Source organism: Isoptericola sp. NPDC019482 (assembly GCF_040632295.1).
In the GTDB taxonomy this organism is placed as follows: Bacteria; Actinomycetota; Actinomycetes; order Actinomycetales; family Cellulomonadaceae; genus Isoptericola.
Map to the genome: position 1 here is coordinate 26,146 of NZ_JBEYBQ010000015.1, position 26,634 is coordinate 52,779.

24 protein-coding genes are annotated in these 26,634 nt (G+C 74.0%); 12 read left to right on the forward strand and 12 right to left on the reverse strand.

Annotation, left to right across the window (positions count from 1 at the left end):
• Positions 1–14: 14 nt before the first annotated feature.
• Positions 15–311 carry a co-chaperone GroES gene (gene groES, locus ABZ493_RS11800; RefSeq protein ID WP_079572552.1) on the forward strand — a complete coding sequence of 99 codons (297 nt, stop codon included), beginning with the start codon at positions 15–17 and terminating at the stop codon, positions 309–311.
• 55 nt (positions 312–366) lie between these two features.
• Here the strand turns inward: groES and ABZ493_RS11805 are convergent, their stop codons facing one another.
• Positions 367–657: a WhiB family transcriptional regulator gene (locus ABZ493_RS11805; RefSeq protein WP_430582359.1), complete on the reverse strand. Its 291-nt coding sequence runs from the start codon at positions 655–657 to the stop codon at positions 367–369.
• A gap of 203 nt (positions 658–860) precedes the next feature.
• Here ABZ493_RS11805 and ABZ493_RS11810 point away from each other — a divergent pair, with 203 nt between their 5' ends.
• Together ABZ493_RS11810 and guaB are read left to right on the forward strand one after the other, a co-directional pair.
• Complete coding sequence (locus tag ABZ493_RS11810; RefSeq protein ID WP_430582360.1) at positions 861–1,982, forward strand: MerR family transcriptional regulator; 1,122 nt, start codon at positions 861–863, stop codon at positions 1,980–1,982.
• Between the two features lie 98 nt (positions 1,983–2,080).
• Positions 2,081–3,598 (forward strand): IMP dehydrogenase, encoded by a 1,518-nt coding sequence (gene guaB / locus ABZ493_RS11815; protein ID WP_430582361.1) that lies wholly within the window; start codon positions 2,081–2,083, stop codon positions 3,596–3,598.
• 66 nt (positions 3,599–3,664) lie between these two features.
• Here guaB and ABZ493_RS11820 read toward each other — a convergent pair whose 3' ends face one another.
• Positions 3,665–5,302: an FAD-dependent oxidoreductase gene (locus ABZ493_RS11820; RefSeq protein WP_430582362.1), complete on the reverse strand. Its 1,638-nt coding sequence runs from the start codon at positions 5,300–5,302 to the stop codon at positions 3,665–3,667.
• Positions 5,303–5,543: 241 nt separating this feature from the next.
• On the opposite strand from ABZ493_RS11820, the gene ABZ493_RS11825 reads away from it, so the two are divergent.
• Positions 5,544–6,182, forward strand: a complete 639-nt coding sequence (locus tag ABZ493_RS11825; protein ID WP_430582363.1) for a Rid family hydrolase — start codon at positions 5,544–5,546, stop codon at positions 6,180–6,182.
• 52 nt (positions 6,183–6,234) lie between these two features.
• The gene (locus ABZ493_RS11830; protein ID WP_430582364.1) at positions 6,235–7,104 is read left to right on the forward strand and encodes an AAC(3) family N-acetyltransferase; all 870 of its coding nucleotides are present in this window, start codon (positions 6,235–6,237) and stop codon (positions 7,102–7,104) included.
• Here the strand turns inward: ABZ493_RS11830 and ABZ493_RS11835 are convergent.
• Complete coding sequence (locus tag ABZ493_RS11835; RefSeq protein WP_430582365.1) at positions 7,077–7,859, reverse strand: exonuclease domain-containing protein; 783 nt, start codon at positions 7,857–7,859, stop codon at positions 7,077–7,079. The two genes, ABZ493_RS11830 and ABZ493_RS11835, sit on opposite strands and share 28 nt — an antisense overlap.
• A gap of 53 nt (positions 7,860–7,912) precedes the next feature.
• Here ABZ493_RS11835 and ABZ493_RS11840 point away from each other — a divergent pair, with 53 nt between their 5' ends.
• From ABZ493_RS11840 to ABZ493_RS11850, 3 genes are all read left to right on the forward strand, one after another.
• Positions 7,913–9,037 carry a GuaB3 family IMP dehydrogenase-related protein gene (locus ABZ493_RS11840; RefSeq protein WP_430582366.1) on the forward strand — a complete coding sequence of 375 codons (1,125 nt, stop codon included), beginning with the start codon at positions 7,913–7,915 and terminating at the stop codon, positions 9,035–9,037.
• Positions 9,034–9,471, forward strand: coding sequence for a GNAT family acetyltransferase (locus ABZ493_RS11845; protein ID WP_430582367.1), 438 nt, complete (start codon positions 9,034–9,036; stop codon positions 9,469–9,471). The genes ABZ493_RS11840 and ABZ493_RS11845 overlap by 4 nt, the downstream gene beginning before the upstream one ends.
• 102 nt (positions 9,472–9,573) lie before the next feature.
• On the forward strand, positions 9,574–11,196 hold the full coding sequence (locus tag ABZ493_RS11850; RefSeq protein ID WP_430582368.1) for a succinic semialdehyde dehydrogenase: 1,623 nt from the start codon (positions 9,574–9,576) through the stop codon (positions 11,194–11,196).
• 7 nt (positions 11,197–11,203) lie between these two features.
• On the opposite strand, the gene ABZ493_RS11855 is transcribed toward ABZ493_RS11850, so the two are convergent.
• From ABZ493_RS11855 to ABZ493_RS11875, 5 genes are read right to left on the reverse strand one after another with little or no spacing between them, the layout of a single operon-like run.
• Positions 11,204–11,953, reverse strand: a complete 750-nt coding sequence (locus ABZ493_RS11855) for an enoyl-CoA hydratase (protein ID WP_430582369.1) — start codon at positions 11,951–11,953, stop codon at positions 11,204–11,206.
• 20 nt (positions 11,954–11,973) lie between these two features.
• On the reverse strand, positions 11,974–12,621 hold the full coding sequence (locus tag ABZ493_RS11860; protein ID WP_430582370.1) for a YdcF family protein: 648 nt from the start codon (positions 12,619–12,621) through the stop codon (positions 11,974–11,976).
• A 16-nt stretch (positions 12,622–12,637) separates the two neighbouring features.
• Positions 12,638–13,588, reverse strand: a complete 951-nt coding sequence (locus ABZ493_RS11865) for a DUF4031 domain-containing protein (protein WP_430582371.1) — start codon at positions 13,586–13,588, stop codon at positions 12,638–12,640.
• The gene (locus ABZ493_RS11870; protein WP_430582372.1) at positions 13,585–14,907 is read right to left on the reverse strand and encodes a carboxylesterase family protein; all 1,323 of its coding nucleotides are present in this window, start codon (positions 14,905–14,907) and stop codon (positions 13,585–13,587) included. Before ABZ493_RS11870 ends, ABZ493_RS11865 begins: the two co-directional genes overlap by 4 nt.
• Before the next feature lie 11 nt (positions 14,908–14,918).
• The gene (locus ABZ493_RS11875; RefSeq protein ID WP_430582373.1) at positions 14,919–15,665 is read right to left on the reverse strand and encodes an FCD domain-containing protein; all 747 of its coding nucleotides are present in this window, start codon (positions 15,663–15,665) and stop codon (positions 14,919–14,921) included.
• A gap of 168 nt (positions 15,666–15,833) precedes the next feature.
• Here ABZ493_RS11875 and ABZ493_RS11880 point away from each other — a divergent pair, with 168 nt between their 5' ends.
• Together ABZ493_RS11880 and ABZ493_RS11885 are read left to right on the forward strand one after the other, a co-directional pair.
• On the forward strand, positions 15,834–16,385 hold the full coding sequence (locus ABZ493_RS11880; protein WP_430582374.1) for a gluconokinase: 552 nt from the start codon (positions 15,834–15,836) through the stop codon (positions 16,383–16,385).
• Positions 16,386–16,446: 61 nt separating this feature from the next.
• On the forward strand, positions 16,447–17,829 hold the full coding sequence (locus ABZ493_RS11885) for a GntP family permease (RefSeq protein ID WP_430582375.1): 1,383 nt from the start codon (positions 16,447–16,449) through the stop codon (positions 17,827–17,829).
• Between the two features lie 20 nt (positions 17,830–17,849).
• Here the strand turns inward: ABZ493_RS11885 and ABZ493_RS11890 are convergent, their stop codons facing one another.
• From ABZ493_RS11890 to ABZ493_RS11900, 3 genes are read right to left on the reverse strand one after another with little or no spacing between them, the layout of a single operon-like run.
• Complete coding sequence (locus ABZ493_RS11890) at positions 17,850–19,124, reverse strand: acetate kinase (RefSeq protein ID WP_430582376.1); 1,275 nt, start codon at positions 19,122–19,124, stop codon at positions 17,850–17,852.
• Positions 19,121–21,250: a phosphate acetyltransferase gene (gene pta / locus ABZ493_RS11895; protein ID WP_430582377.1), complete on the reverse strand. Its 2,130-nt coding sequence runs from the start codon at positions 21,248–21,250 to the stop codon at positions 19,121–19,123. The genes ABZ493_RS11890 and pta overlap by 4 nt, the downstream gene beginning before the upstream one ends.
• Before the next feature lie 31 nt (positions 21,251–21,281).
• Entirely contained in the window at positions 21,282–23,786 is a 2,505-nt protein-coding gene (locus ABZ493_RS11900) for a phosphoketolase family protein (RefSeq protein WP_430582378.1), read from the reverse strand.
• Positions 23,787–23,956: 170 nt separating this feature from the next.
• On the opposite strand from ABZ493_RS11900, the gene ABZ493_RS11905 reads away from it, so the two are divergent.
• Both ABZ493_RS11905 and ABZ493_RS11910 read left to right on the forward strand, forming a co-directional pair.
• Positions 23,957–24,853 carry an SURF1 family protein gene (locus tag ABZ493_RS11905; protein ID WP_430582379.1) on the forward strand — a complete coding sequence of 299 codons (897 nt, stop codon included), beginning with the start codon at positions 23,957–23,959 and terminating at the stop codon, positions 24,851–24,853.
• A 37-nt stretch (positions 24,854–24,890) separates the two neighbouring features.
• Positions 24,891–25,508, forward strand: coding sequence for a GyrI-like domain-containing protein (locus ABZ493_RS11910; protein ID WP_430582380.1), 618 nt, complete (start codon positions 24,891–24,893; stop codon positions 25,506–25,508).
• A 41-nt stretch (positions 25,509–25,549) separates the two neighbouring features.
• On the opposite strand, the gene ABZ493_RS11915 is transcribed toward ABZ493_RS11910, so the two are convergent.
• Positions 25,550–26,506, reverse strand: coding sequence for a hypothetical protein (locus ABZ493_RS11915; RefSeq protein ID WP_430582381.1), 957 nt, complete (start codon positions 26,504–26,506; stop codon positions 25,550–25,552).
• Positions 26,507–26,634: the final 128 nt, after the last annotated feature.

Consider the following 26,634-nt stretch of genomic DNA (forward strand, 5'->3'; position numbering starts at 1 on the left):
CAAGGAGGTCCGACGTGTCGGTCCCCATCAAGCCGCTCGAGGACCGGATCGTCGTCAAGGCCATCGAGGCCGAGACCACGACCGCTTCCGGCCTGGTCATCCCGGACACCGCCAAGGAGAAGCCCCAGGAGGGCGAGGTCCTGGCCGTGGGCGAGGGTCGCTTCGACGACAAGGGCAACCGCGTCCCCGTCGACGTGAAGGTCGGTGACAAGGTCATCTACAGCAAGTACGGCGGCACCGAGGTCAAGTACGCCGGTGAGGACTACCTCGTCCTCTCCGCCCGCGACATCCTCGCGGTCGTCGTCGCCTGACGACACCGAACGCAGAAGGCCTCGCACCGTCGTCGGTGCGGGGCCTTCGTGCGTCTCAGCCTGTCTTGCGGGCGGTGCCGGCGAGGATCGCGGAGCGCTCGTCCTCGCTCAGGCCGCCCCACACGCCGTACGGCTCGCGGACCCGGAGCGACTGCTCCCGGCACTGCATCATCACGGGGCACGAGCGGCAGATCGCCTTGGCCGCCTCGGCCCGACGTCGGCGCGTCGAGCCGCGCTCACCCTCGGGGTGGAAGAACAACGTGTCGTCCGCGTCGCGGCAGGAGCCCTGGTACTGCCACTCCCACAGCTCCATCACCGGACCGGGAAGCCTCGAGATCTCCGTCATGGCGAACAACCTACAAGTTGTGCAGAAGTTGTTCAAGGTCGGATTTCGTGACCGGTTTCGATGATTCACTGTTCAACTTTCTCCTCGGGCCTGAACGGGTTCACGGCGTCGCTGACCGGCTTTGACCTGCGCAGTCGAGGTTTACCGCGGCGCGCCCGGGGGAGCAGTGGCGACCCTCCGGTCCTCTCGGCAGAATCGACGCCATGACCTCATCCCGACCCGCTCCTCACGGGGGCGGGTCTCGCGCGTCGAGCCCGGGCCTCGCCGTCGCGGCGGTCGCCAGGCGCCTGGGGGTGGCTCCGGCGACCCTGCGCACCTGGGACCGTCGCTACGGACTCGGCCCGTCCGCCCGCACCGCGGGATCCCACCGTCGGTACACGCCCGAGGACGTGGCGCGCCTGCTGGTGATGCGCCGGCTGACGCTCGAGGGCGTCGCGCCGGTGGACGCCGCGAAGGCCGCGCTCGAGGCGGGGGTCGAGGAGCTCGAGGAGGCGACCCAGGACGCGGCCCACGCCGGCGCCGAGACGGACGACGAGGACGACGCGGAGCCCGACCCGGGACGCCCGGCACAGGCCGCCGAGGGCGAGGCGCCTCGCGGCCGCGCCCACCTCCGCGCCCTGCCCGGGGGTGGCGAAGGGACCTCGGCCGCTTCCGGTCACGTCCTCGGTGGGAGCGCTTCCGGCCGGGTGTCGGCGGTGGTCGACGCCGCCCTCGCCTACGACCAGGCCGGGTGCGACGACCTCCTCGCCATCCCCGCCCAGGGCGACCCCGCCGCCTGGTGGACCGAGATCGCGGAGCCCGCGTGGCAGCGCGTCGCCCAGCGGACGGTCCTCGCCGGCCCGGGCGCCGTCCCCGAGGTCGTGCTCGCCACCGCGGCCCTGCGCGCGCTGCGCGACTTCACCGAGGCGTTCGAGCGGGCCATGGTGGAGGGCGGCGCCCCGCCGGCCAACCACCCGAGCCGCATGCGCAAGATCGTGCTCATCTTCGCCGCGCCCGACGAGGTGGTGCCGCTGTCCGCGCACGCCCTCGCGGCCGCGCTGACGGCGAAGGGGGCGACGGCGCGCATCGTGACGGGCCCCGCGAGCACGCACCGCTCCCTGGAGCTGGTGACGATGGTCCGCCCCGCCGCGCTCGTGCTCGCGACGGCGCAGCGCCGGCCCGACCTGGACCTCATCCACGCCGTGCACGACGGCTTCGCCGAGCTGCCGATCATCGTCAGCCTGCGGCGCGACGACGCCGCGAGCGAGCTGCCGCTGGCCGCGACGGTGCAGCGGGTGCGGTCGTTCACCGCGATGCTGCACGAGGCGCTCGCCGTCGTGACGTGAGATTGGTCGGTCAGCCGTGACGTGAGGTCCGCCACGACCGGACCCTGAAGGGCGGACGGGCCTCCATCACGCCGTCGCCCAGAACGTAGACTCCTGTCATGACGGACTCGACCTCGCCCGCGCACGACCCGTTCGGATTCCTCGGCCTCACCTACGACGACGTCCTGCTGCTGCCGGGGTACTCCGACCTCGCCCCGTCGGACATCGACACCACCTCACGCCTCACCCGGGAGATCTCCCTGCGGGTGCCGCTCGTCTCGGCCGCGATGGACACCGTCACCGAGTCGCGCATGGCGATCGCGATGGCCCGCCAGGGCGGCATCGGCGTGCTGCACCGCAACCTGTCGATCGAGGACCAGGCGTACCAGGTCGACCTGGTCAAGCGGACGCAGACCGGCATCATCTCCAACCCGGTGACGATCGGCCCGGATGTCACCCTCGAGGAGCTCGACAAGCGGGCGGGGGAGTACCGCATCTCCGGCTTCCCCGTGGTCGACGCGGGCGGGCACCTCACCGGCATCGTCACCAACCGCGACCTGCGGTTCACGCCCGTCGCCGAGTGGGGCACCACCAAGGTCTCCGAGGTCATGACGCCGGCCCCGCTCATCACGGGCCCGGCCGGCATCTCGCGCGAGGACGCCACGCTGCTGCTGCGCAAGCACAAGCTGGAGCGCCTGCCTCTGGTCGACGACGAGGGTCGCCTCGCGGGCCTCATCACCGTCAAGGACTTCGTGAAGTCCGAGCAGTTCCCGAACGCGTCGAAGGACGGCCAGGGCCGCCTGCTCGTCGGCGCGGCGATCGGCTACTTCGGCGACGCCTGGCAGCGCGCGACGACGCTGGTCGACGCCGGCGTCGACGTGCTCGTGGCGGACACCGCGCACGGCAACGTCCGGATGCTCATCGACATGGTCCGCAAGCTCAAGACGGACCCGGCCATCCGCCACGTGCAGGTCATCGGCGGCAACGTCGCGACGAAGGAGGGTGCGCAGTCCTTCGTCGACGCGGGCGCGGACGGCATCAAGGTCGGCGTCGGGCCGGGCTCGATCTGCACCACCCGCATCGTCACCGGTGTCGGGGTCCCGCAGATCACGGCCGTGTACGAGGCGTCGCTGGCCGCGCGCGCCGCCGGGATCCCGGTCATCGCCGACGGCGGCATGCGCCACTCGGGCGAGATCGGCAAGGCGATCGTGGCCGGCGCGGAGGCCGTCATGCTCGGCTCGATGCTGGCCGGCACCGAGGAGGCGCCCGGCGAGACGATCCTCGTCAACGGCAAGCAGTACAAGGCCTACCGCGGCATGGGCTCCATGGGGGCGATGTCCTCGCGCGGCAAGAAGTCCTACTCGAAGGACCGCTACTTCCAGGCCGAGGTCACCAGCGACGACATGATCGTGCCGGAGGGCATCGAGGGACAGGTGCCGTACAAGGGCACGCTGCACACCGTCGCCCACCAGCTCGTCGGCGGGCTGCACCAGTCGATGTTCTACGTCGGCGCCAGCACCATCCCCGAGCTGCAGGCCAAGGGCCGCTTCGTCCGCATCACGTCCGCGTCGCTCAAGGAGAGCCACCCGCACGACGTGCAGATGACCGTCGAGGCGCCGAACTACACCGGGTTCTGAGCCGGCCCGCGGGCGCGACGAGGCCCGGCACCCCCGCGGGGGTGCCGGGCCTCCGTCGTCCCGCCGTCAGCTCGCCATGACCCGGGCGTGCAGGGCCTGGACGGCGTACCGGGCGGACCAGAACGCGCCGTGCTGCCAGGCGGAGACCTCGGACATCCAGTCGCCCGCGAAGTAGACGCGGCCCGCGCCCTGCTGCAGCTGCTTGAAGCCTGACGACTCCGTGTTCGGGTAGGCCCACGCGCCCTCGATGTACGGCACCTTGTGCCAGGCGATGGAGAACGACGACTCCAGCTCGCTGCGGTACTTCTCGCCGTGGATCTTCACGCCCTGCTCGACGGCGCGCCGCTCGCGCTGCCGGGGCGTGAGGTCCGCGTAGGTGCGGGCGTTCGTCCCGGTGTTGTAGTACCCGACCACGAGGCCCTTGCGCTCCCCGTATCCGTAGGACGGGTACCAGATGTGCGCGAGGTCCATGTCCGTCTCGGTGATGCCGCCGAAGATGCGGTGGTCGTCCTCCCACCACCGCGAGCGGTACTGCAGACCGATCTTGCCCGCGGGCGAGCCGGTGGCGAACTCGCCCAGCGCGGCGTCGATCCCCGTTCCCCAGTTCGTGTCCCAGCGGCGCATGACGCCGGCCGGCGCGGCGACGATCGCGAAGTCGGCCTCGATCTGCCGGGGGCGGCCGTGGCCGGGCGTGTAGGTGACCCGCACGCCGTCGCTCGTGTTCTCCACGCCGGTGACGGGGGAGCCGAAGTGCACGTTCTGCTTGCCGATGGCCCGCACGAAGTACTGGTAGGTCGTGTCCATGCCGCCCTTCGGCTGGAACATGAGCATCGACTGCTCCCAGTTGATCTCGAACGGGAAGTACTGCCCCACCTTCGAGGCGAGCACCTCCGAGACCGTGCCGGGGCCGGGCAGCGGCGTGCCGTGCTCGTTCCACGCGGAGGGATAGGTGGTGAACCCGCGGTTGTCGCCGCCCGCGTACGTGCCGTCGGCCTTCAGCGAGCCCCAGCTGCGCAGGAAGGAACGCAGGTTCTCCTTGTCCTCGGCGGTGAGCCGCTGGTCCAGGGCGCCCTGGTCGGTGGCGTAGCTCAGCAGCTCGGACGTGTAGCCGAAGACGTCGGCCTTGGCCGTGCGGTAGCGCACCGGGTTGCCGGGCGTAGCGCCCGACCTCTCGTTGTAGAGGTAGGCGTCGGCGTTCGCGTTGGTGAAGACCTCGTAGGGCACGCCCAGCTCGCGCAGGTAGTCCATGGTGACCATCCACTGCGCGATGCGCCCGGCGCCCGCGTTCATGTAGACGCCGTCGTCGAACCGCGCCGTCTGGGTGACGCCGTCGACGTCCGTCTCGGAGTCCCCGCCGCGGATCGTCAGCGTGCGGCCGCCCGGTCGGTGGCGCGCCTCGAGCACCGTGACGCGGTAGCCGGCCTTCTGTAGCTCGTACGCCGAGGCGAGGCCCGCCGGGCCGGCGCCGACGACCACCACCTTCTTCGCCGAGCGGCCGGTGAGCGAGAAGTCGCTGCCCCGGAGCGGCGTCCAGGCCGCGGCCGTGGGCTGGGCGGCCGCGGACGGGGCGAGCCCCATCGCCCCCATCGTGGCGAACATGACGCCGGCGCTGGAGCCGACGCCGACGGCCTGGAGGAAGCCGCGGCGGGAGACGCCGGACCGGGGTCCGTCGGTGGCCCCGTCGGTGTTCGTGTCAGTGACCATGTGGCACTACCTCTCGTGTCGAAAGGTCTGACGGACGGTCGCGGCGGCCCTGGATGCCGGGCGCCGCCGTCAGCACCGCGGCCGACGGTAGGAGAGCGGCGTCACGGCCCGGCGTCGGCGGGGTTACGGCGGCGTCGCCCGGGATAACGGCCGCGTTTCGACGACGTCGCCGCAGGTCAGGGACTCGCGTTCGACCCGTGCCGGTCATCCGGCGGAAACGGTGCGCCCCTACGTTCCCGCCATGAAGAACACCGCCAAGGTCGCTCTCGCCGTCCTCGTCACCGCCGCCGTCGCGGTCCCTGCCACCGCTGTCGCCTCCGGCCGGCTCTTCGAGCCGCGGCCCACCGAGGCACACTCCTTCGTCACGGGCGACACACCCTCCATCGCCGACGGAGTGGCCTTCGGCAAGAACGTCGCCTGGTACAAGTCGTCGGGCCTGGGCCCGTCGGCCCTGAACCGTGCGCCGGGCGTGACCGCCGAGGAGCGCTACATCCCGACCGACGTCTTCCCCGGCGGGGAGCTGCCCGCCGGCGTGACACTCACCGAGGCGCAGGGGATCAACGCGCTGATGCGGATCGGGGAGAACCTCGAGCGCGCGGGCCTGTCCTATGACGACGTCGTCTCCATGCGGGTGTTCCTGCAGAACCCCGACGGCGAGGAGGCGATGGACTTCGCCGGCTGGAACCGCGCCTATCGGCAGTTCTTCGCCAACACGAACCTCGCCACCGGGGAGACGCTCGAGGTCCAGCTCGGTTCGGCCTCCGGCGAGCCCATGGTCGTCAACGAGGCGCGCCCCTCCCGGTTCGCGCTGGAGATCGAGAACCTGCCGGTGGACGGCTGGCTGGTCGAGGTGGAGGTCGACGCCGTCTACGACCGGTAGCGGGCGGGGAATGCGCGTGACGACGGGCGGCCGGCGTGGTGGGCTGACGTCCATGGACCAGGGAGGACGCAGCGCCGGCGAGCCCGCCGTCACGATCGACCAGATCGCCGCGGGCCTGCGCGAGCTCGGGCTGGACCGCGCGTCGACGGTGCTGGTGCACAGCTCCCTGAGCGCGTTCGGGCACGTCGACGGCGGTGCGGAGGCGGTCGCGGGGGCGCTGGTCGACGTGTGCGGCACGGTCGTCGTGCCCGCCGACACGTGGGACGCGACCGGCCTCCCCGCGCCGCCGGGGCTGGAGCGGCCCTGGAACGCCTACTGGAACGCCGCGACGTGGGCCGAGCACGACGAGGCCGTCGACCGGGCCGCGGCCTTCGCGCCCGACCTCCCCGTGGACCGCGAGATGGGCGCCGTCCCCGAGGCCGTGCGCCTCGGCCACCCGCACCTGCGGACCACCCACCCCCTCAAGGGCTTCGTCGCGACCGGCGAGCGGGCCGCGGACGTGGTCGGGGTGCAGACCCTCGACGACCCGCTGGCACCGATCGACGCCGTGGCGGAGGCCGGCGGGGACGTGCTCCTGCTGGGGGTCGGGCACACGTCGAGCACGACGATCCACCTCGCCGAGCAGCGGTTGGGCCGGGGCCGTTTCCACCGCTACGCGAAGGTGGGGCCCGGGGCGTGGGCCGAGCTGCCGAACATCCCCGGGGAGAGCCACCGCTTCGACGAGCTGGAGCCCGCCCTGCGGCCGCGGACGCGCGAGGTCCGCGTCGGGCGCGCGCGCCTGCGCCGCACGAGCGTGGCCGACGTGCTCGGCGCGGCGCGCGCCGCCGTCGTGGCCGACCCGCTGGCGCTCCTGTGCGACGACGCGGGCTGCCGGTGCGCCGCCGCGTGGCACGGTCAGGAGCCCGTGGCGCCGACCGGCTGAGCCGGGCCCGTGGACGCGGGCCAGGCCGTCGACGTGGGCGGCCGGCCCTCGGCGCTCGCGGCGCGCTCGGCGTTGACCCGCTCCGCCCACGCCCGGTGGGCCCCCGCCTGGGCGGCGTGCAGGGCGTCGAGCGCGGTGCTCCGCAGCCGCGGGTGGGCGACCAGCTGGGCGTCGAGGACGTCGAGCGTCGCGAGGACGTCGACGTCCGCGCGGTGGAGCTCGCCGTCGCCCTCGATCCCGTACAGCGCGCACAGGTCCCCGAGCCGCCGCTTGCCCTCGCGGGCCCGGTCGAGCCAGCGGTCGAGGACGAGGGGGTCGAGCACCGGCGCGACCGGCCGGCCGAGCCGCTCGGGCACGGTCGGCAGCCCGTGGCGGGCCAGCTCCGCGTCCAGGAGCGAGAGGTCGAACGAGGCGTTGTAGGCGACGAGGGGGACGCCGTCGCGCACCCGGTGGACGAGGATCGCGGCGATCTCCTCGAGCGCGCCGACGGCGTCCTGCCCGTGCGCGCGGGCCTCGGCCGTGGTGATGCCGTGGATCGCGGTGGCCTCGGCGGGGATCTCGACGCCCGGGTCGAGCAGCCAGGTGCGCACCGTGCGGGAGCCGTCCGGCCCGCGGAGCACGAGCGCGGCGGTCACGATGCGGTCGGCCTCGACGTCGAGCCCGGTGGTCTCCGTGTCGAAGCCGAGCAGGGGCCCGCGCGACCAGCCCGGGTCGGGGGCGGCCGCCGGTGCGCCGAGCTCCGCGTACGTCGTCATGCCCCCGGACTGTGCCACCGCCCACCGACAGCACGCGCCGGTAGGCTGTCCGGGTGAGCAACGAGATCGAGATCGGACGCGGAAAGCGCGGCCGCCGCGCATACTCCTTCGACGACATCGCGATCGTGCCCTCGCGGCGCACGCGCGACCCGAAGGACGTCTCCGTGGAGTGGCAGATCGACGCCTACCACTTCGACCTGCCGATCATGTCGGCGCCCATGGACTCCGTGATGAGCCCGGCCACCGCGGTGGCGCTGGGGAACCACGGCGGCCTCGGCGTCCTCGACCTCGAGGGCCTGTGGACCCGGTACGAGTCGCCCGAGACGCTCCTGGCCGAGATCCGCGACCTGCCCGCCGAGCGTGCCACGCAGCGCATGCAGGAGATCTACGCCGAGCCGATCAAGGCCGAGCTCATCACGCAGCGCCTCAAGGAGGTCCGCGCCGCGGGCGTGACCGTCGCCGGCGCGCTGTCGCCGCAGCGCACGCAGGAGCACTACCAGACGGTGGTCGACGCCGGCGTGGACCTGTTCGTCATCCGCGGCACCACGGTCTCGGCCGAGCACGTCTCCGGCAACGCCGAGCCGCTCAACCTCAAGCGGTTCATCTACGAGCTCGACGTGCCCGTCGTCGTCGGCGGCGCGTCCACCTACACCGCGGCGCTGCACCTCATGCGCACCGGCGCGGCGGGCGTCCTCGTCGGCTTCGGCGGCGGCGCCGCCCACACCACGCGCGTGGGGCTCGGCATCCACGCGCCGATGGCCACGGCCGTCTCCGACGTCGCCGCGGCCCGCCGCGACTACCTCGACGAGTCCGGCGGCCGGTACGTGCACGTCATCGCCGACGGCGGCGTGGGCCGCTCCGGCGACATCGTCAAGGCCGTCGCCTGCGGCGCCGACGCCGTCATGCTGGGCGCGGCGCTCGCCCGCGCCGAGGAGGCGCCGGGCAAGGGCTGGCACTGGGGCCCCGAGGCCCACCACCCGGCCCTCCCGCGCGGCGAGCGGGTCGAGGTCGGCACGGCCGGCTCGCTGGAGCAGGTGCTGTTCGGGCCGAGCGGCTCCGCCGACGGCACCCTCAACCTCGTCGGCGCGCTGCGCCGCGCCATGGCCACCACCGGCTACTCCGACCTCAAGGAGTTCCAGCGGGTCGAGGTCGTCGTCTCTCCCTACCAGCCCCGGTGACGGCCGACGCCGTCACGGCGCTCGACGTCGCGTTCCGGGAGATCGCGGACGGCGACGTCGAGCAGGTCGTCGCGCTGTGGGAGGCCTGCGGGTTGACCCGGCCGTGGAACGACCCGCGGCTCGACGTCGCCGACGCACGCCGCACCCCGACGTCGACGGTCCTGGTCGGGGTGTCCGGCGGGCAGGTCGTGTCGTCGGCGGTCGCCGGCTACGACGGGCACCGCGGCTGGCTCTACTACGTGGCCGTCGACCCGCAGCACCAGGGCGGCGGCCTCGGCCGCGCCACGGTGGGTGCCGCCGAGGAGTGGCTGCGCCGGCAGGGCGTCCGCAAGGTGCGCCTCATGGTGCGGCACGGGAACGAGCGCGTGCTCGGGTTCTACGACGGCCTGGGGTACACCGACTCCGAGTGCGTCGTGCTGGGCCGGGACCTGTAACGCCCGTCCCAGAGAGTTCCCGGTCGCGCTGAGAGCGAACGACCCGGGCGAACCGGAACGACGGTTGCCGCGGTGTCGCCGGAGCCGCGTAGGGTGTCGGCCATGTCCACCGCGCACGAGGGCGAAGGCGCTCTCGGGGAACTTCTGGACCCCGAGCTGCCCGCCGCCACCTATGTCCTGGAGCCCGACGTCGTGGAGCCGCTGACGCGGCGCATCGTCACGTCCCACACGGTCGGGACGCACCGCTCGACCCTCCCCTTCACCGGCGCCCCGCTGGCGGCGTTCCCGCTGTCGTCGCCGGACGACGTCGCGTCGGCCGCCGCCCGGGCGCGTCTCGCGCAGGGTGACTGGGCGCGCACGTCGCTGCGCGAGCGCACCGCCGTGCTCGACCGCCTCGGCGCGCTGGTGCTGGAGCGGCAGTCGGAGATCCTCGACCTGATCCAGATGGAGTCGGGCAAGGCGCGGCGCAGCGCGTTCGAGGAGGTCGCCGACGTCGCGATGGCGTGCCGTCACTACGCCGTGCGCGGCCCGGGGTACCTGGGCGAGCGGCGGGTGCCGGGCATGCTGCCCGTGCTCACCGGCGCGCGGGTGCACCGCCGTCCGGTCGGCGTGGTCGGCGCGATCGCGCCGTGGAACTACCCGCTGTCCCTGGTGCTCTCCGAGGCGATCCCGGCGCTGCTCGCGGGGAACGCGGTGGTGCTCAAGCCGGACCCGCAGACCACCCTCTCGTCGCTGTGGGTCGCGGAGCTGCTGCAGGAGGCCGGCCTCCCGGACGACCTGTTCCTCGTCGTCGCCGGCGGCGGCGACATCGGCGCCGCGCTCGTGGACCACGTGGACCACATCGCGTTCACCGGGTCGACCGCGACGGGCCGCAAGGTCGCCGCGCGGGCGGGGGAGCGGCTCATCGGCACGACGCTGGAGCTGGGCGGCAAGAACCCGCTGTACGTCGCGGCCGACGCGGACCTGGACTCCGCGGTGCCCGGCGTCGTCCGGGCCTGCTTCGCCAACGCCGGCCAGCTGTGCATGTCGATCGAGCGGCTGGTGCTGCACGAGCGGATCGCGGACGCGTTCCTCGAGCGGTTCGCCGCCGCCGTGCGCGACCTCACGCTGGGCACGGGCCTCGACTACACGGCCGACGTGGGCTCGCTGGTCTCCGCCGCGCAGCTCGAGCGCGTCACCCGGCACGTGGACGACGCGCTCGCCAAGGGCGCCCGCGCGGTCGTCGGCGGCGTGCACCGCTCCGACGTCGGCCCGTACTTCTACGCCCCGACGGTGCTGGACGACGTCCCCGCGGACGCGCTGTGCGCCCGCGAGGAGACGTTCGGCCCCGTGGTCGCGGTCTCCCGCGTGGCGTCCGACGACGAGGCGGTGCGCGTCATGAACGACACCGAGTTCGGCCTCAACGCCAGCATCTGGTCCACCGACGTCGCCCGCGCGCGGCGCCTGGCGGCGCGCGTGCAGTCCGGCACCGTCGTGATCAACGACGGGTACGCCTCGGCCTGGGGCTCCGCCGCCGCGCCGATGGGCGGCTTCAAGGCCTCCGGGCAGGGCCGCCGGCACGGGCGCGAGGGCATCGAGGCCGTCACCGAGGTGCAGACCGTCGCCGTCCAGCGCGGCGCCCGGTTCGGGCTGTCGCTCGACACGCTGTACGCGCTCGGCGGGGAGACGCCGAGCCGCGTGCTGTCCGTGGCACTCGGGGCGATGCGGCGGCTGCGCCTGCCGTAGGCCCGGCTCAGCGCTGGGGGCGGGCCAGGAAGGAGCCCAGGGCGGCCTGGGCGGCGGGCTCGCCCAGCAGCCGGGTGAAGACCGCCCCCTCGTCCTCGATCCGGTCGAGGAGGGCGGCCTGGGTGCCGGAGCGCAGCAGCCGCTTGGTCTCGACGAGCGCGGTGACGGGCTTCGCGGCCAGCCGTGCGGCCTGCGCGCGGGCGTGGCCGAGCACCTCCGCGTCCGGCAGCACCCGGTTGACCAGGCCGGCGTCCGCCGCCGCGGCGGCGCTCAGCGGCTCACCGAGCAGGAGGGCCGCTGCGGCGCGCTGGTGCCCGACGACCTGCGGCAGCAGCAGGCTGGACCCGGCCTCGGGGACGAGGCCGAGGTCCACGAACGGGAAGTGGAGCGTCGCGCCCTCGCCCGCGTACACGAGGTCGCAGTGCAGCAGCATGGTCGCGCCGACGCCGACGGCCGGGCCGCACACGGCCGCGACGACGGGCTTCGGGAACCGCGCGATCGTGCGCAGGAAGCGGAACGCCGGGTCGTCGGTGCCGGCCTGCGGGCGGTCCAGGAAGTCGCGGATGTCGTTGCCCGCGCAGAACACGGTCTCGTCGCCGCGCAGCAGCACGGCCCGGACGTCCGCGTCGGCCTCCGCGGCGTCGAGGGCGTCGGCCAGCGCGGCGTACATCGCGGTGGTGAGCGCGTTCTTCTTCGCGGGCCGGTTCAGGGTCACGGTGGCGACGCCCGCGGCGACGCTGGTGAGGACGTCGGTCATGCCGAGACGATAGCGCCGCCTCAGAGCTCGCGGACCGCCGCCCGCCACGATGCCGGGATCTCGCGCACGTGCCACCACGCCCACTTCCGCGGCTGCGCGCTCGCGGCCGAGACGCCCACCCCCTGCGCGTCGAGGCCCGCGCGGGAGCAGCTGAACAGGGCGCGGCGCAGGTGGTAGTCCTGCGTGACGACGACGGCGGTGCGGGCCCCCGTGAGCTCGGCGGTGCGGCGGCAGGACGCCGTCGTGTCGAGGCCCTCGCGGTCCAGCGTCAGCGCCTCGTCCGGCACGCCACGCTCCAGGATCCACGCGCGCATGGACGCGGGCTCGTCGTACGGGGTGCCGTCCCGACGCGGCTGCCCGTCGCCGCTGAGCACCACCCGGTCCGCGACGCCGGCGTGGTACAGCTCGGCCGCCGCGTCGAGGCGCCGGCGCAGGTAGGGCGAGGGCGTGCCGTCGGGCCGGAGGCCCGCGCCGAGCACGAGGATCGCGTCGACCGGCTCGACGGACTCGACCGACGGCCGCACCCGCGCCTGCCCGGTCAGCTGCACCCACGCGACCGGCACCACGAGCGCGAGCGCGAGTGCGCCGGCGGTCGCGGCGGAGACCCGCAGCGCACGACGGCGCCGGGAGCGGACGGAGGTCGGCGCGGCGGCCGGCGTCGGGGTCACGCCACGCAACCTAGCGTCAGGGGACCAGGGCGTCGCGCTCGGCGCGCAGGTTCCGCCCGGCGGCCTCGGCCCAGCGGTCGATGGCAGCGGGCGAGCGGTACAGCCGCGGCAGCCCGGCGAGCTGGTCGAGGACGGCGGCCCGGCCGGCGCGGAACGCGTCGTCCGGCACGTGCCCGTACTCGGCGCGGACCTGCGCCGCGTAGCGCGCGTACCGGGCGGGGTCGGCCCCGAGGACGGCGAGGTCCGCGTCGCTGACCAGCGCCCCGGAGGCGTCCGCCGCAGCGGGGTCGTGGGCGGTGGTCACGAGCACGAGCCGCGCCACCTCGGCGACGTCGTCGTCCCGCAGCGCGTGGGCGGCGCCGGCCGGGCGCGCGCGACCGGTCAGCGGGCCCAGCAGCGCGCCCACCAGCGCGGCCGAGCGCTCCTCGTCGCGGCCGGCCTCGCCGTCGTGCACCGCGTCGTGGAACCACAGCGCCGTCGCCGCGTGCCAGCGCGAGCCGGGCGCGCCGTCGGCGACGAGGAGGTCCAGGGCGTCGAGCGAGTCCGCGAGGTGCAGGCGCGAGTGGTAGACGCGGTGCGGCTCCCGCCAGCGGTCCACGAGGTCGCGCCCGGCCTCGTCCACCGCGCCCGGCCCGGACCGCGGCCCGTCGCCCGGTTCCCACAGCGCCGCCCACCGCGCGAGCAGCGCGTCGCGGGCCGCGCGGCGCCGCTCGCGGCCCGGCACCCGCAGGACCGACCCGGCGAGGCGGCGGGACAGCTCGCCGCCGGTGACGGGGACCGCGCCGGCGGCGACCAGGGCCTCGTAGCGCTCGGCGGGGACGTCGTAGTGGTCGAGGTCGAACGCCCGGTCGCCGACGCCCTGGGCGCGGGCGAACGACCGCAGCTCGTGCAGCGACGTGTCCGAGACCAGGTGGGACCAGACGGTGCCGTGCGCGGGCCAGGCCGGCGGGTCGAGCAGCAGCGTCATCGGCCCACCCGCCGCACGGTGAGCGCGCCGGGGACCTCGAGGCGGTCGCCGAGGTCCTCGCCCCGGGCGAACGCGCCCCAGACGGCACGCACCCGGCGGGCGGAGCGCTGCAGGTCGTCCCACGACGCGCCTCGGAGGAGCCCCGCCGTCGCCCACGCCTTCTCGTCGCCGAACAGCAGCGGCAGGTCGACGGTGTGCGCGGCGCCCCACGGGTTGCCGGGCGCCGCCCACGTCACCACGTACCGGTATGCGGTGCCGCCGGCCGCCGCGTGCCGCGCGGCGAAGCGGCGGGCGGGTGCGCCGTAGATCGCCGAGGTGACGGCGGCCACCAGCGCGCGCCGCACCGACGGGCCGACGACCGGCAGCGCGGCGAGGCGCCGGATCGCGGGGATCCGGGGGACGAAGAGCCGGGTCTCCTCGCGGGTGCTGCCGATGAGGAGGGGGACCTGCGGCGCGGCCGCGTCCCACGCGGCGTCGATCTCGCCCTCCGGCGGCAGCGGATCGTGACCGTACTGGGTGCCGAACGGCATCGCGGCGCGCAGGCCGCCCCCGGTGGCGGCCCGGGCGACCCGCGCCTCGGCGGCCACGACGTCCATGACCGGGGTCCGCGCGGAGATCCCCGCCGCCGCGCGCGCCATGGCCGCGTTCATCCGTGCCCGGCCGCGGGAGATGCCGAGCGGCGCGCTCTGCACGATCGCCCGGGAGACCAGGGCCGCCGCGGCGGGCACGGCCAGGAGGTGCGCCACGGCGTCCCCCCCGGCGGACTGGCCGAACAGCGTGACCTGCGCCGGGTCGCCGCCGAACGCGCCGATGTTGCGGCGCACCCAGCGCAGCGCCTCGAGCTGGTCGAGCAGCCCGAGGTTCGCGGGTCGCTCGGCCCCGTCGCCCAGGTAGCCGAACAGGCCGAGCCGGTACGTCACCGTCACCACGACCACCCGCTGCTCCGCGACGAGCGGTCGCGGGTCCATGATCGGCAGGTCGCCCGCGCCGGAGGTGTACGAGCCGCCGTGGATCCACACCATGACGGGGAGGCGGTCGTCGGGGCGCACGTCGGCGGGCATCGTCACGGACAGGCGCTGGCAGTGCTCGTCGCCGGGGACACCGGCGCCCGGCGAGCCCAGCACCTCGTCGAGGAACGGGACCGGCGCCTGCGGGCAGGCGGGAGACCACTCCGTCGCCTCGAACGCCTCGCTCCGGTCGGGGACCGGCAGGGGCCGCTGGAACCGGTCCGCTCGGGCGTACGGGATGCCGGTGGCACGGACGACGTCGTCGTCCGCCCAGCCGTCGACCGGGCCGCAGGGAGGCGTGAAGCGCAGCATCGCGGTCGAGACTAACCCCGGCGGGAGGCGCCGTCCTCGTGATCGGGCAAGCGGTCGGGCCGGACGTCGGGCAGGTCGTCGAGGGCGCGCCGCACCTCGCCGACGATCCGCGCCATCGCGGCCTCGGCGGCGGCGGGATCGTGCTCGGCCACCGCGCGGGCGACGGCCTCGTGCTGGTCGAGGGCCTCGGGCGCGGGGGAGGGCGGCATGAGGCCGAGATGGGTCCGCCCGGCGAGCACCTCGGCGACGACGTCGGCCAGCGGGCCGAACATCTCGTTGCCGCTGGAGCGCAGCAGCAGCTCGTGCATGCGGACGTCGAGCGCGAGGAACTCGGTGAGGTCGCCCGCCTCGCCGAGGGTGCGCATCCGGCGGGCGAGGTCCACGAGCTCGCCGCGCACCTGCGGGGTGGCGTGGCGGGCGGCGCCGGCCGCGGCGAGCGGCTCGACCGCGTGCCGCAGCTCCGTCAGGCTGCGCAGCTGCGCGTCGCGGCCCGGGCCCTGCAGGCGCCAGCGGATGACGCGCGGGTCGAGCACGTTCCAGTTCTCCATGCCGAGCACCACGAGGCCGACCCGGCGCCGCGAGCGCACCATGCCGAGGCCCTCGAGCAACCGCATCACCTCGCGCGCCACGGTCCGCGAGACCCCGTGCTCGGCGCCGATCCCGTCGAGCGTGAGGGGGGTGCCCGCCGGGACGTCTCCGCTGGTGATCGCGCGGCCGAGCGCGTCGAGCACTCCGGCGTGCAGGGAGGGTGACGGCATGGGCGGAGCCTATCGACGTCGGATCGGGCGGGCGATTGGTGTGACCAGTCTTGTCAAAGGTAGTACCAATGAGGCATCCTCGGACGACGCGGTGACGCAGCAGTCGCCGCGGGGCCCGCCCCGGCGGGTCGCCGATCGAACAGGGAAGTCGAGATGGACACTGTCGTCATGGACGCCACCGGTGACGCTCGCGACGCGAGCGCGCGGCCGCCGGTCGTCGGGCACCTCGTCGTCATGGGAGTCGCCGGCTCGGGCAAGACCACGATCGCCGGGATGCTCGCCGAACGTCTCGGCGTCGACGTCGCCGAGGCCGACGAGTTCCACCCCCAGGCCAACATCGACAAGATGTCGGCGGGCACGCCGCTCACCGACGCCGACCGCGCCCCCTGGCTCGCCGCCATCCGCGACTGGCTGACGGGGGAGACCGACGGCGGCAGATCCGCCGTCGTGACCTGCTCGGCGCTCAAGCGCTCCTACCGCGACGTCCTGCGCGGCGCGCACGGCCGGGTGCGGTTCGTCCACCTCGACGGCGCCCCCGAGCTCCTCGCCGACCGGATGGCGCACCGCAGCGGGCACTTCATGCCGCCGGCGCTCCTGCCCTCCCAGCTCGCCACCCTCGAGCCGCTCGACGACGACGAGGACGGCATCCGCATCGACGTCGCGGCCGCCCCGGAGGAGGTCGTCAACTCCGTGCTCGCCTGGCTCGACGACGGGGCCTGACCCGCCGGCCGCCCGCGCAGAGCCACCTTCCACCCGTACGACCGTCGACGAGGACTTCTCCATGCCTACTGACGACTGGACCCAGACCCTCACGGCAGGGCCGCTGCTCGCCATCGCCGCCGGGGCCGTCGCGCTCCTGCTCCTGCTCATCATCAAGGTGCGCCTGCACGCGTTCCTCGCGCTCGTGCTGGTCAGCGTGCTCACCGCGGTGGCCGCCGGGCTGCCCGCCGGCGGCGTCGTGGACGTGCTGCTGGACGGCTTCGGCTCGACCCTCGCGTCCGTGGCGCTGCTGGTCGGGCTCGGCGCGATGCTGGGCCGGCTGATCGAGACCAGCGGCGGCGCCAAGGTGATGACCGACGTGCTCATCGCCCGCTTCGGCGAGAAGCGCGCCCCGCTGGCCCTCGGCGTCGCGTCGCTGATCTTCGGTTTCCCGATCTTCTTCGACGCCGGCCTCGTCGTGATGCTGCCGATCGTGTTCGCGGTGGCCCACCGCCTCGGCGGTTCGCTGCTGCTCTACGGCCTGCCCGTGGCGGGCGCGTTCTCGGTCATGCACGTCTTCGTGCCGCCGCACCCCGGCCCCGTCGCCGCGTCCGAGTTCCTCGGGGCGAACGTCGGCATGGTCCTGCTCCTCGGGCTGGTCGTCGCGATCCCCACCTGGTACGTGACCGCCTACCTCTTCGGCCGGTTCGCCGGCCGTCGGATCGAGCTGCCGGTGCCGGCGATCCTCGGCCGGGCCGACGCCGCACAGATCGCGAACCCGCCGCGCTTCGGCACGGTGGTCGGCATCCTGCTGCTCCCGCTCGTGCTGATCTTCGCCAACACCGGGCTGGAGACCGCGGTCTCCGCGGGCTGGGTCGCCGCCGAGAACCCGGTCGTGACCTGGGCGGGCGTCGTCGGCTCCACGCCCGTCGCGCTGCTGGCCGCCGTCCTCGTGGCGGCCTGGGCGCTCGGCCGTCGCCGCGGCGTCGAGGGCACCGCGCTCGAGCAGACGCTCGACTCGGCGCTCGGGCCCGTCTGCTCCGTCATCCTCATCACGGGCGCCGGCGGCATGTTCGGCGGCGTGCTGCGGGCGTCGGGCATCGGCGACGCGCTCGCCGACGTCCTCGCCGACCTGGGGCTGCCCGTCATCGTCGCCGGCTTCGTCATCGCCGCCGTCCTGCGGGTGGCGCAGGGCTCCGCGACCGTGGCGCTCACGACCGCGGCCGGGCTCATCGCCCCGGCCGTCGCGGCGGGCGGGTTCAGCCCGCTCGCGACGGCCGCGATCGTCGTCGCCGTGGCGGCCGGGTCCGTGGTGCTCAGCCACGTCAACGACTCGGGGTTCTGGCTCGTGGGCCGGTTCTTCGACATGGACGTGAAGACCACGCTGCGCACCTGGACCGTCATGGAGACGGCCATCGGCGTGATGGGCTTCGGGATCGCCTGCGTGGCGTTCGCGCTGGCCTGAGCCGCCGTCGCGGGCCGGGGTCAGCCCGCCGTGACCGACGACGACGGGCGCAGGTGCTCCACCGCCTCGACGCACTGCCGGGCGATGGCGAGCTCCTCCATCGTGGGGATCACCATCACCAGCGTGGACGTCCAGTCGGGGGAGATGATGCGCTCGTCGCGTCGCGACGCGGCGTTGCGCTCCGGGTCGACCGCGATGCCCATGCCCTCCAGGCCCTCGCAGACGGCGGCGCGCACGGCGGCGTCGTTCTCGCCGACGCCCGCGGTGAACGCGATGACGTCCACCCGCCCCAGCAGCGCGGCGTAGGCGCCCACGTACTTCTTCAGGCGGTGGATGTAGACGTCGAACGCGAGGGCGGCCGCCTCGTCGCCGTCGTCGATGAGGCGCCGCAGCTCGCGGAAGTCGTTCACGCCCGACAGACCGAGCATCCCCGAGCGCTTGTTGAGCAGGGTGTCGAGCTCGTCGATGCCCATCTCGGCGTTGCGGGCCAGGTGGAAGACGACGGCCGGGTCGATGTCGCCCGACCGGGTGCCCATCACGAGGCCCTCCAGCGGGGTGAGGCCCATGGAGGTGTCGATCGGGACGCCGCCCGCCACCGCCGACGCGGACGCGCCGTTGCCCAGGTGCAGCACGATCGTGTGCAGGTCCTGCACCCGGCGGCCCAGCACCCGCGCCACCTTGCCCGCCACGTACTGGTGGCTGGTGCCGTGGAAGCCGTACCGGCGCACGTCGTACTCCTTCGCCACCTCCCGGTCGATGGCGTAGGTGTACGCCTCGGCCGGCAGCGCGGAGAAGAACGCCGTGTCGAAGACGGCGACGTGCGGGACGTCGGACAGCAGTTCGCGCGCCACCCGGATGCCCTGCACGTTGGCCGGGTTGTGCAGGGGCGCGAGCGGCACGAGGGCGTCGATGCGCGCCACGACGTCGTCGTCGACCACGACCGGACCCGAGAACTCCGCACCCCCGTGCACCACCCGGTGCCCGACGGCGTAGATGCCGGCGTCCGCCAGGCGCGGGCCGATCTCGTCGAACAGGCCCAGCGCGATCCGCAGCGCCTCGCCGTGGTCCGGCACCTCGAGGTCGCGGCGGGTCCTGTTGCCCGCGAACGTGTGCGTGACGATGCCGGACTGCTCGCCGATCCGCTCGATGGTGCCCGCCGCGATCGCCTCGCCGCCCACGGGGTTGACGAGCTGGTACTTGAGCGACGACGAGCCCGAGTTCAGCACCAGCACGGACCCGTGCGCCCCGTACGCGCTGTACGGGTTGGGGCGCTCGGCCTCGGGGACGATGCTCATGCCGTGGCCTCCTGTGCCTGGGCCCCGAACGACTGGGCCTGGATCGCCGTGATGGCGACGGTGTTGACGATGTCGGCGACCAGCGCGCCGCGGGACAGGTCGTTGACGGGCTTGTTCAGCCCCTGCAGCACCGGGCCGACGGCGACGGCCCCGGCCGAGCGCTGCACGGCCTTGTAGGTGTTGTTGCCGGTGTTGAGGTCGGGGAAGACGAACACCGTCGCCTGCCCCGCGACCGACGACTCCGGCAGCTTCGACTTCGCGACCGACGCGTCCACGGCGGCGTCGTACTGGATCGGCCCCTCCACGGACAGGTCGGGGCGGCGCTCGCGGACCAGCCCGGTCGCGGTGCGCACCTTGTCGACGTCCGCGCCCGAGCCGGACGTGCCCGTCGAGTACGACAGCATCGCGACCTTCGGGTCGACGCCGAACTGCGCCGCCGTCGCCGACGACGAGATCGCGATGTCCGCGAGCTGCTCCGCCGTCGGGTCCGGGATGACCGCGCAGTCGCCGTACACCAGCACCCGGTCCTGCAGGCACATGAGGAACACCGACGACACCACGGAGACGCCCGGCTGCGTCTTGACGATCTCGAACGACGGCCGGATGGTGTGCGCCGTCGTGTGCGCGGCGCCCGAGACCATGCCGTCCGCGAGGCCGAGGTGCACCATCATCGTGCCGAAGTACGACACATCGGTGACGATCTCCTGGGCGCGCTCCACCGTCATGCCCTTGTGCGCGCGGAGCCTCGCGTACTCCGCGGCGAACCTCTCCACGTGCTCCGGGTCGGTGGGGGAGAGCACCGTGGCGGCGGCGATGTCGAGGCCGAGCTCGGCGGCGCGCGCCCGGATCGACGTCTCGTCGCCCAGGATCACCAGGTCCGCGATGCCGCGGGCCAGCACGGTCGACGCGGCGCGCAGGATGCGGTCGTCGTCGCCCTCGGGCAGCACGACCCGTCGCCGGTCGCCGCGCGCCCGCTCGATGAGCTCGTACTCGAACATCAGCGGCGTGACGACGCGCGTGCGCGGCAGGTCCAGGCGGGCCAGCAGCGCGGCGCCGTCCACGTGCTGCTCGAACAGGGCTCGCGCGACGTCGATCTTCCGCGTCGAGGCGACGGTGACGTAGCCGTGCGTCTCGGCCGCGCGCCGGGCGGCCTGGAAGGTGTCGAGCGCCGTGGCCACCACGGGCACGCGCGGGCCGAGCGCCGACAGCAGCTGCGCGATCACGCCGCGCGGCACGTAGCCGCCGGTGAGCACGATGCCCGACAGCGACGGGAACGTGGCCGCGGACTGCGCCGAGAGCAGCCCGAGCAGCACGTCGGAGCGGTCGCCCGGCAGGATGACGACCGCGCCGTCGGACAGGTGGTCGAGCACGTGCTCGAACGACATCGCCCCGACGATGACCTCCAGCGCCTCGCGGCCCAGCAGGTCGGCGTCGCCGAGCATGAGCGTGCCCTCCACGGCCTCGGCCAGGCGGCCGACGGTGGGGGCGTGCAGGAACGGCTCCTCGGGGATCGTCCACACGGGCAGGTCGACGTCGCCCACCAGCGCCGGGGCGCCCGCGGCGAGCACCCGCGGGGGGCACCGGTTCACGACGACGCCCACCGGCTGCGCGTGGTTGGCGCGCAGCTCCGACAGGCTGAGGCGCACCAGCGCGCGCACGTCCTCCGGCGAGCGCTCGCGGCCGGACGCCACGAGCAGCACCGGGGCGCCCAGGTTGGCCGCCACGCGCGCGTTGAACGCCAGCTCGGTCGCGCCCGCGACGTCGGTGTAGTCCGTGCCGACCACGACGACGGCGTCGCACCGCTCCGCGACCGCGTGGTAACGGTCGAGGATGCGGGCGAGCGCGGCCTCGGGGTCTGCGTGCACGTCGTCGTAGGCGACGCCGACCGCGTCCTCGTACGTCAGGTCGACGCCGTCGTGCGCGAGCAGCATCTCCAGCACGTGGTCGCGCGGGGCGTCGCCCCCCGCGTCCGACGCCGGCGGCGAAGGCACGCGGGAGACGGCCCGGAACACCCCGACGCGCGAGACCTGCCGGACCAGCAGGTCCAGCACGCCCAGCGCGACCGTCGACTTGCCGGTCTCGCCCTCGGGGGAGGCGATGTAGATGGAGCGGGTCGAGGTCGTCACGCGGCGTCCCCTGTCGATCGTGCGTCCCCTGTCATTCGTTGTCGCCGCCGGTCGCCGCCGCGGCGTCGTACTGCGGACCGCCCTGCTCCGTCGCGGTGTCGCCGGCGTCCGGCCACACCCAGTCGCGCACCTCGGGGATGTCCTCGCCGTGCTCGCGGGTGTACTGCCGGGCCGCGAGCCGGGCGTCGACCATCTCCTGCCGCAGGCCCGCGTACCGCGAGCGCAGCGCCGGCACCCGGTCGATGACGTCGACCACGAGGTGGAACCGGTCGATGTCGTTGAGCATCGCCATGTCGAAGGGCGTCGTCGTGGTGCCCTCCTCCTTGTACCCGCGCACGTGGATGTTGGCGTGGTTGGTGCGCCGGTACGTGAGGCGGTGGATGAGCCACGGGTAGCCGTGGTAGTTGAAGATCACCGGCTTGTCGGCAGTGAACAGCGTGTCGAAGTCCTTGTCGGACAGGCCGTGCGGGTGCTCCTTCTCGTCCTGCAGCCGCATGAGGTCGACGACGTTGACCACGCGGACCTTGAGGTCCGGGATGCGGTGACGCAGGATGTCGGCCGCCGCGAGCACCTCGAGCGTGGGCACGTCGCCCGCCGCGCCGAGCACGACGTCCGGGTCCGCGCCCTCGACCTCGGTGCCCGCCCACTCCCAGATGCCCAGGCCGCGCGTGCAGTGCGCGACCGCCTGCTCCATCGTGAGGAACTGCGGCGCCGGCTGCTTGCCCGCGACGACGACGTTCACGTACTGGCGCGAGCGCAGGCAGTGGTCGTAGGTGGACAGCAGGGTGTTCGCGTCCGGCGGCAGGTACACGCGGACGATCTCGGCCTTCTTGTTCACGACGTGGTCGATAAAGCCCGGGTCCTGGTGGCTGAAGCCGTTGTGGTCCTGGCGCCACACGTGGCTGGAGAGCAGGTAGTTGAGGCTCGCGATCGGCCTCCGCCACGGGATGTGGTTGGTGACCTTGAGCCACTTGGCGTGCTGGTTGAACATCGAGTCGACGATGTGGATGAAGGCCTCGTAGCTGGTGAACAGGCCGTGCCGCCCGGTGAGCAGGTAGCCCTCCAGCCAGCCCTGGCACTGGTGCTCGCTGAGCTGCTCCATCACCCGGCCGGCGCGGACGAGGTGCTCGTCGACCTCCGGCGAGAAGTACTCGGCGTTCCACTGCTTGCCGGTGACGTCGAACGTGGCCTGCAGGCGGTTGGACGCCGTCTCGTCCGGGCCGAAGATCCGGAAGTTGTCCGGGTTGCGGCGGATCACCTCGGTGAGGAACTGGCCCAGCACGCGCGGCGCCTCCACCGCGCCGGCACCCGGCGCGGGGACGTCGACGGCGAAGTCGCGGAAGTCGGGCAGGCGCAGGTCGCGCAGCAGCACGCCGCCGTTCGCGTGCGGGTTGGCGCTCATGCGCAGCTCGCCGGGCGGGGCCAGCTCGCGGATGTCGTCGAGGATGCGGCCGTCGTCGTCGAAGAGCTCCTCGGCCCGGTACGACCTGAGCCACGTCTCCAGCACCTGAAGGTGCTCGGGCGTGTCCCGCGCGCTCGCGAGCGGCACCTGGTGCGCGCGCCACGACCCCACCGTCTTCTTGCCGTCGATGTACTCCGGACCCGTCCAGCCCTTCGGCGTGCGGAACACGATCATCGGCCAGGCCGGGCGCGCCATGTCGACTCCCTCGACGGCGGCCTGCGCCTTGATCGCGGCGATCTCGTCGAGCACCTCGTCCAGCACCGCGGCGAAGCGGCGGTGGATCGACTCGTGCGACTCGTCGGAGCCGTCGGCCACCTCGAACCAGTGCGGCTTGTGCCCGTACCCGACCATGAGCGACTCGAGCTCGTCGCGGCCGATGCGGTCGAGGATCGTGGGGTTCGCGATCTTGTACCCGTTGAGGTGCAGGATCGGCAGCACGACGCCGTCCTGCGCGGGGTTGAGCAGCTTGTTCGAGTGCCAGCTCGTGGCGAGCGGGCCGGTCTCGGCCTCGCCGTCGCCCACGACCGCCGCCACCAGCAGGTCCGGGTTGTCGAACACCGCACCGTAGGCGTGCGAGAGGGCGTAGCCCAGCTCGCCGCCCTCGTGGATGGAGCCGGGCGTCTCGGGGGCGACGTGGCTCGGGATGCCGCCAGGGAACGAGAACTGGCGGAACAGGCGGCGCACGCCGTCGGTGTCCTCGGTGATGTCCGAGTAGAGCTCGGAGTACGTGCCGTCCAGGTACGTGCTCGCGACGAGGCCGGGGCCGCCGTGGCCGGGGCCGGCGACGTAGACCGTGGACTGCTCGCGCTCCTTGATCACCCGGTTGAGGTGCGCGTACAGGAAGTTCAGGCCGGGCGTCGTGCCCCAGTGGCCCAGCAGGCGCGGCTTGACGTGGTCGCGCGTGAGCGGCTCCCGCAGCAGCGGGTTGCCGAGCAGGTAGATCTGACCGACCGACAGGTAGTTCGCCGCCCGCCACCACCGGTCGATCCGCTCGATCGTCTCGGCCGAGAGCTCGGTACCGGCGCCCGCGCGCCACGGCGTGGGGCTGACGGTCGGGGTGGTCGTGGTGCTCATCACACGCTCCAGGGGCTCGGGGAAGGCCGGCGCCTTCATTCCACCGCACCCGGTGCCCGAATGCAGCACGACCGGCGAGGTCAGAGGGCGTGACGTCGATCTGGCGCGGTGTCAGGTGCTCCCGACGCGCGGATTCCTGGGGAGGGGCCCGGGCCGATTACGGTGGTGCCGTGCCCAGCCCCCAGCCCGCCCGCAGGTCGTTCTGGGCGGTGGCCCTCCAGCCCCGCATGATCGGGATCCTGCTCCTCTTCCTGCTCGCCGCCGCCGTGTGCGGCCGGCTCGGCGTCTGGCAGCTCGACCGTGCCTACCTGCGCGCCGAGCTCGCCGCCCAGCAGGAGGCGGCCGAGCAGGCCGCGCACGGCCCCGACGCGCTGGGCGACCTGCTGGCCCCGCAGACGTCGTTCCCCGGCGAGCTGGTCGGCACGGAGGTGTGGGTGTCGGGCACGTACGAGCCCGAGGACCAGATGCTCGTGGCCGGTCGCGCGCTCGACGGCCGCACCGGGTACCTGGTGCTCACGCCGCTGCGCGTCACCGACGACGGCACGGGCGGCGCGTCGTGGGCGGACCTGTCCGGGCCGCCGGTCCTGCCCGTCGTGCGCGGCTGGGTGGACTCGCCGACCCCCGGGGACGCGGCCCTCGAGGTACCCGACGGCGAGGTGCGTGTCACCGGCTGGCTGCAGGCGTCGGAGTCCGCGCTGGAGGGCGGCGAGCCCCTGCCCGACAACCCGGACGGCCCGCCGCTCACCGACTCCATCGCCACCGGAGCGCTCGCCAACACCTGGGGCGGGCCCATCTACTCCGGGTACGCGGTGCTCACGACGTCCGACCCTGCGCAGGCCACCGCCGCCGAGGGCGGCCCCGCCCCGCTGCCGCGGCCGGTGCTCGAGGGCAGCGACGGCGTCAACCTGCAGAACCTCTTCTACGCGCTGCAGTGGTGGGTCTTCGGTCTGTTCGCCGTGCTGCTGTGGGTCCGGCTGGTGCGCGACGAGGCTGCCGGGACGAAGCGCGGCAGCCACGACGGCTCCGACGACCCCGTCGGCACGGGCATCGCGGGGCTGCCCGGCTGACCCGCTCTTGCATCGTGCGTGCTGCGAGGCTGTCGACATGGCGAGCATCGACCTCAAGCGTGAACCGCGGCTCCACTACCGGGCGACGACGACGCCGGCGCTCGTGACGGTGCAGCCCCGCCCGTTCCTCATGGTCGACGGCGAGGGCGACCCGAACACCGCGCCGGCGTACCGTGAGGCGGTCGAGACGCTGTACCCGCTCGCGTACGCGCTGCGGGCGGCGGTCAAGGCGGCGACGGGCGACGCGTACACCGTGCTGCCCCTCGAGGGCCTGTGGTGGGCGGACGACATGAGCCGGTTCAGCGTGGACGCCAAGGACGAGTGGCGCTGGACGCTGATGATCGGCCTGCCGGACGCCGTCGAGCAGGTCGACGCCGCGGAGGTGCTGGCACGCGCGGTCGCCGCGAAGCGGCCGCCCGCCGGCGACCGTGTCCGGCTGGAGCGCCTCGACGAGGGCGACGCCGCGCAGGTGCTGCACCGCGGTCCGTTCGCCACCGAGCCCGCGACGGTCGAACGGCTGCACGCGTTCATCGCCGCCGAGGGGCGGGCGCTGCGCGGCCTGCACCACGAGATCTACCTGTCCGACGCCCGCCGCGTCGACCCGCAGCGGTGGCGCACGATCATCCGCCAGCCCGTGACCGCGAGATCGAGGTAGCCGTCGCCAGATCGACCTTCGGTGGGTCGACTTCATGACGGTTACCTCGATCTCGGCGCCCGCGACCGGAGCGCGGACCTGATCCTGGCGACGAGAACCTCCGGGCGTCGCAGGTCCTCCCAGACGACGCGGATGACGAGCCACCCGTCCTCCTCCAGCGCGTCCTGCCGGAGCTTCTCCTCGAAGAGCCGCCGCGCGGGGTCGCCGTACTCGCCCCCGGAGTACTTGACGGCGCCGTCGAACTCCAGCGCGACCTTGCGGTCCGGCCACGCCAGGTCGAGCCACGCGTCGCCCCGCCGGGTCGTGACGCCATGTCCCACCTCGGCGGCGGGCAGCCCGGCGTCGTGGATGATCCAGCGGAGGAGGGACTCGCCGGCGGACTCCGCACGGGGATCCGCGAGACCGACGACCTCGCGGGCCCGGCGAACCCCTCGCCCGCCGACGTTCTCCTCCAGGATCGTTCGGATCAGCGCGGGGTCCGCGTCGCCCCGAAGTGCGGAGTCGGCGATGACCAGGGCCTGGTCGGCGGCGAGCGTCCGCGCGCAGTCGACCACCGTCCTCTCGAGGGTGGTGACGGGCAGGCCCTCGACGGCGGCACGGTCGCGTTCAGGAAGTGCAGTCCAGTGGCGGCGGAGGTCGCGCTCGCGCGACTGGTCGGCGTTGGGCGCTCGCAGCTGGGTGACGTGGACTGCGGAGGACAATCGGACGGTCTTGCATCCGTGCAGCACGGCCGCCGTCGCATGGGAGTACCAGAAGGTCGTCGAGAGCCGAGCCTCGACGGCGCGGACCTGTCGCAGGACCTCGGCGCGCCTGGTGCGAGCGGGCCCGTCGGCGTCGACCGGCGCCAGGTAGACGCCCTTGCGCACCCGTTCGAGCGTTCCGCGCGAGACCTCCGCGGCGATGTCGCTGCGGCGGCCTTCGCTGAACCGGGTGGCGGGTGGGACGGCGGGCGCAGTGAGCCCGCGACGGTCGCCTGGCCGCGAGGGCGGAGTCTTCATGGCGAGCGAGCGTGCCAGAACCGGCCGGTGCCCGGCGGGGCCGCTGTGGACAACCTCGCGAGATCGAGGCACCCGTCGCGAGATCGACCTTCAGTGGGTCGACTTCACGACGGGTACCTCGATCTGGG

Bases quoted from the DNA above. Each gene is read 5' to 3' on its own strand.
- ABZ493_RS11805 (WP_430582359.1), bottom strand. From the start codon at position 657: ATGACGGAGATCTCGAGGCTTCCCGGTCCGGTGATGGAGCTGTGGGAG.
- ABZ493_RS11810 (WP_430582360.1), top strand. From the start codon at position 861: ATGACCTCATCCCGACCCGCTCCTCACGGGGGCGGGTCTCGCGCGTCG.
- guaB (WP_430582361.1), top strand. From the start codon at position 2,081: ATGACGGACTCGACCTCGCCCGCGCACGACCCGTTCGGATTCCTCGGC.
- ABZ493_RS11820 (WP_430582362.1), bottom strand. From the start codon at position 5,302: ATGGTCACTGACACGAACACCGACGGGGCCACCGACGGACCCCGGTCC.
- ABZ493_RS11825 (WP_430582363.1), top strand. From the start codon at position 5,544: ATGAAGAACACCGCCAAGGTCGCTCTCGCCGTCCTCGTCACCGCCGCC.
- ABZ493_RS11830 (WP_430582364.1), top strand. From the start codon at position 6,235: ATGGACCAGGGAGGACGCAGCGCCGGCGAGCCCGCCGTCACGATCGAC.
- ABZ493_RS11835 (WP_430582365.1), bottom strand. From the start codon at position 7,859: ATGACGACGTACGCGGAGCTCGGCGCACCGGCGGCCGCCCCCGACCCG.
- ABZ493_RS11850 (WP_430582368.1), top strand. From the start codon at position 9,574: ATGTCCACCGCGCACGAGGGCGAAGGCGCTCTCGGGGAACTTCTGGAC.
- ABZ493_RS11855 (WP_430582369.1), bottom strand. From the start codon at position 11,953: ATGACCGACGTCCTCACCAGCGTCGCCGCGGGCGTCGCCACCGTGACC.
- ABZ493_RS11865 (WP_430582371.1), bottom strand. From the start codon at position 13,588: ATGACGCTGCTGCTCGACCCGCCGGCCTGGCCCGCGCACGGCACCGTC.
- ABZ493_RS11870 (WP_430582372.1), bottom strand. From the start codon at position 14,907: ATGCTGCGCTTCACGCCTCCCTGCGGCCCGGTCGACGGCTGGGCGGAC.
- ABZ493_RS11875 (WP_430582373.1), bottom strand. From the start codon at position 15,665: ATGCCGTCACCCTCCCTGCACGCCGGAGTGCTCGACGCGCTCGGCCGC.
- ABZ493_RS11880 (WP_430582374.1), top strand. From the start codon at position 15,834: ATGGACGCCACCGGTGACGCTCGCGACGCGAGCGCGCGGCCGCCGGTC.
- ABZ493_RS11885 (WP_430582375.1), top strand. From the start codon at position 16,447: ATGCCTACTGACGACTGGACCCAGACCCTCACGGCAGGGCCGCTGCTC.
- ABZ493_RS11890 (WP_430582376.1), bottom strand. From the start codon at position 19,124: ATGAGCATCGTCCCCGAGGCCGAGCGCCCCAACCCGTACAGCGCGTAC.
- ABZ493_RS11900 (WP_430582378.1), bottom strand. From the start codon at position 23,786: ATGAGCACCACGACCACCCCGACCGTCAGCCCCACGCCGTGGCGCGCG.
- ABZ493_RS11910 (WP_430582380.1), top strand. From the start codon at position 24,891: ATGGCGAGCATCGACCTCAAGCGTGAACCGCGGCTCCACTACCGGGCG.
- ABZ493_RS11915 (WP_430582381.1), bottom strand. From the start codon at position 26,506: ATGAAGACTCCGCCCTCGCGGCCAGGCGACCGTCGCGGGCTCACTGCG.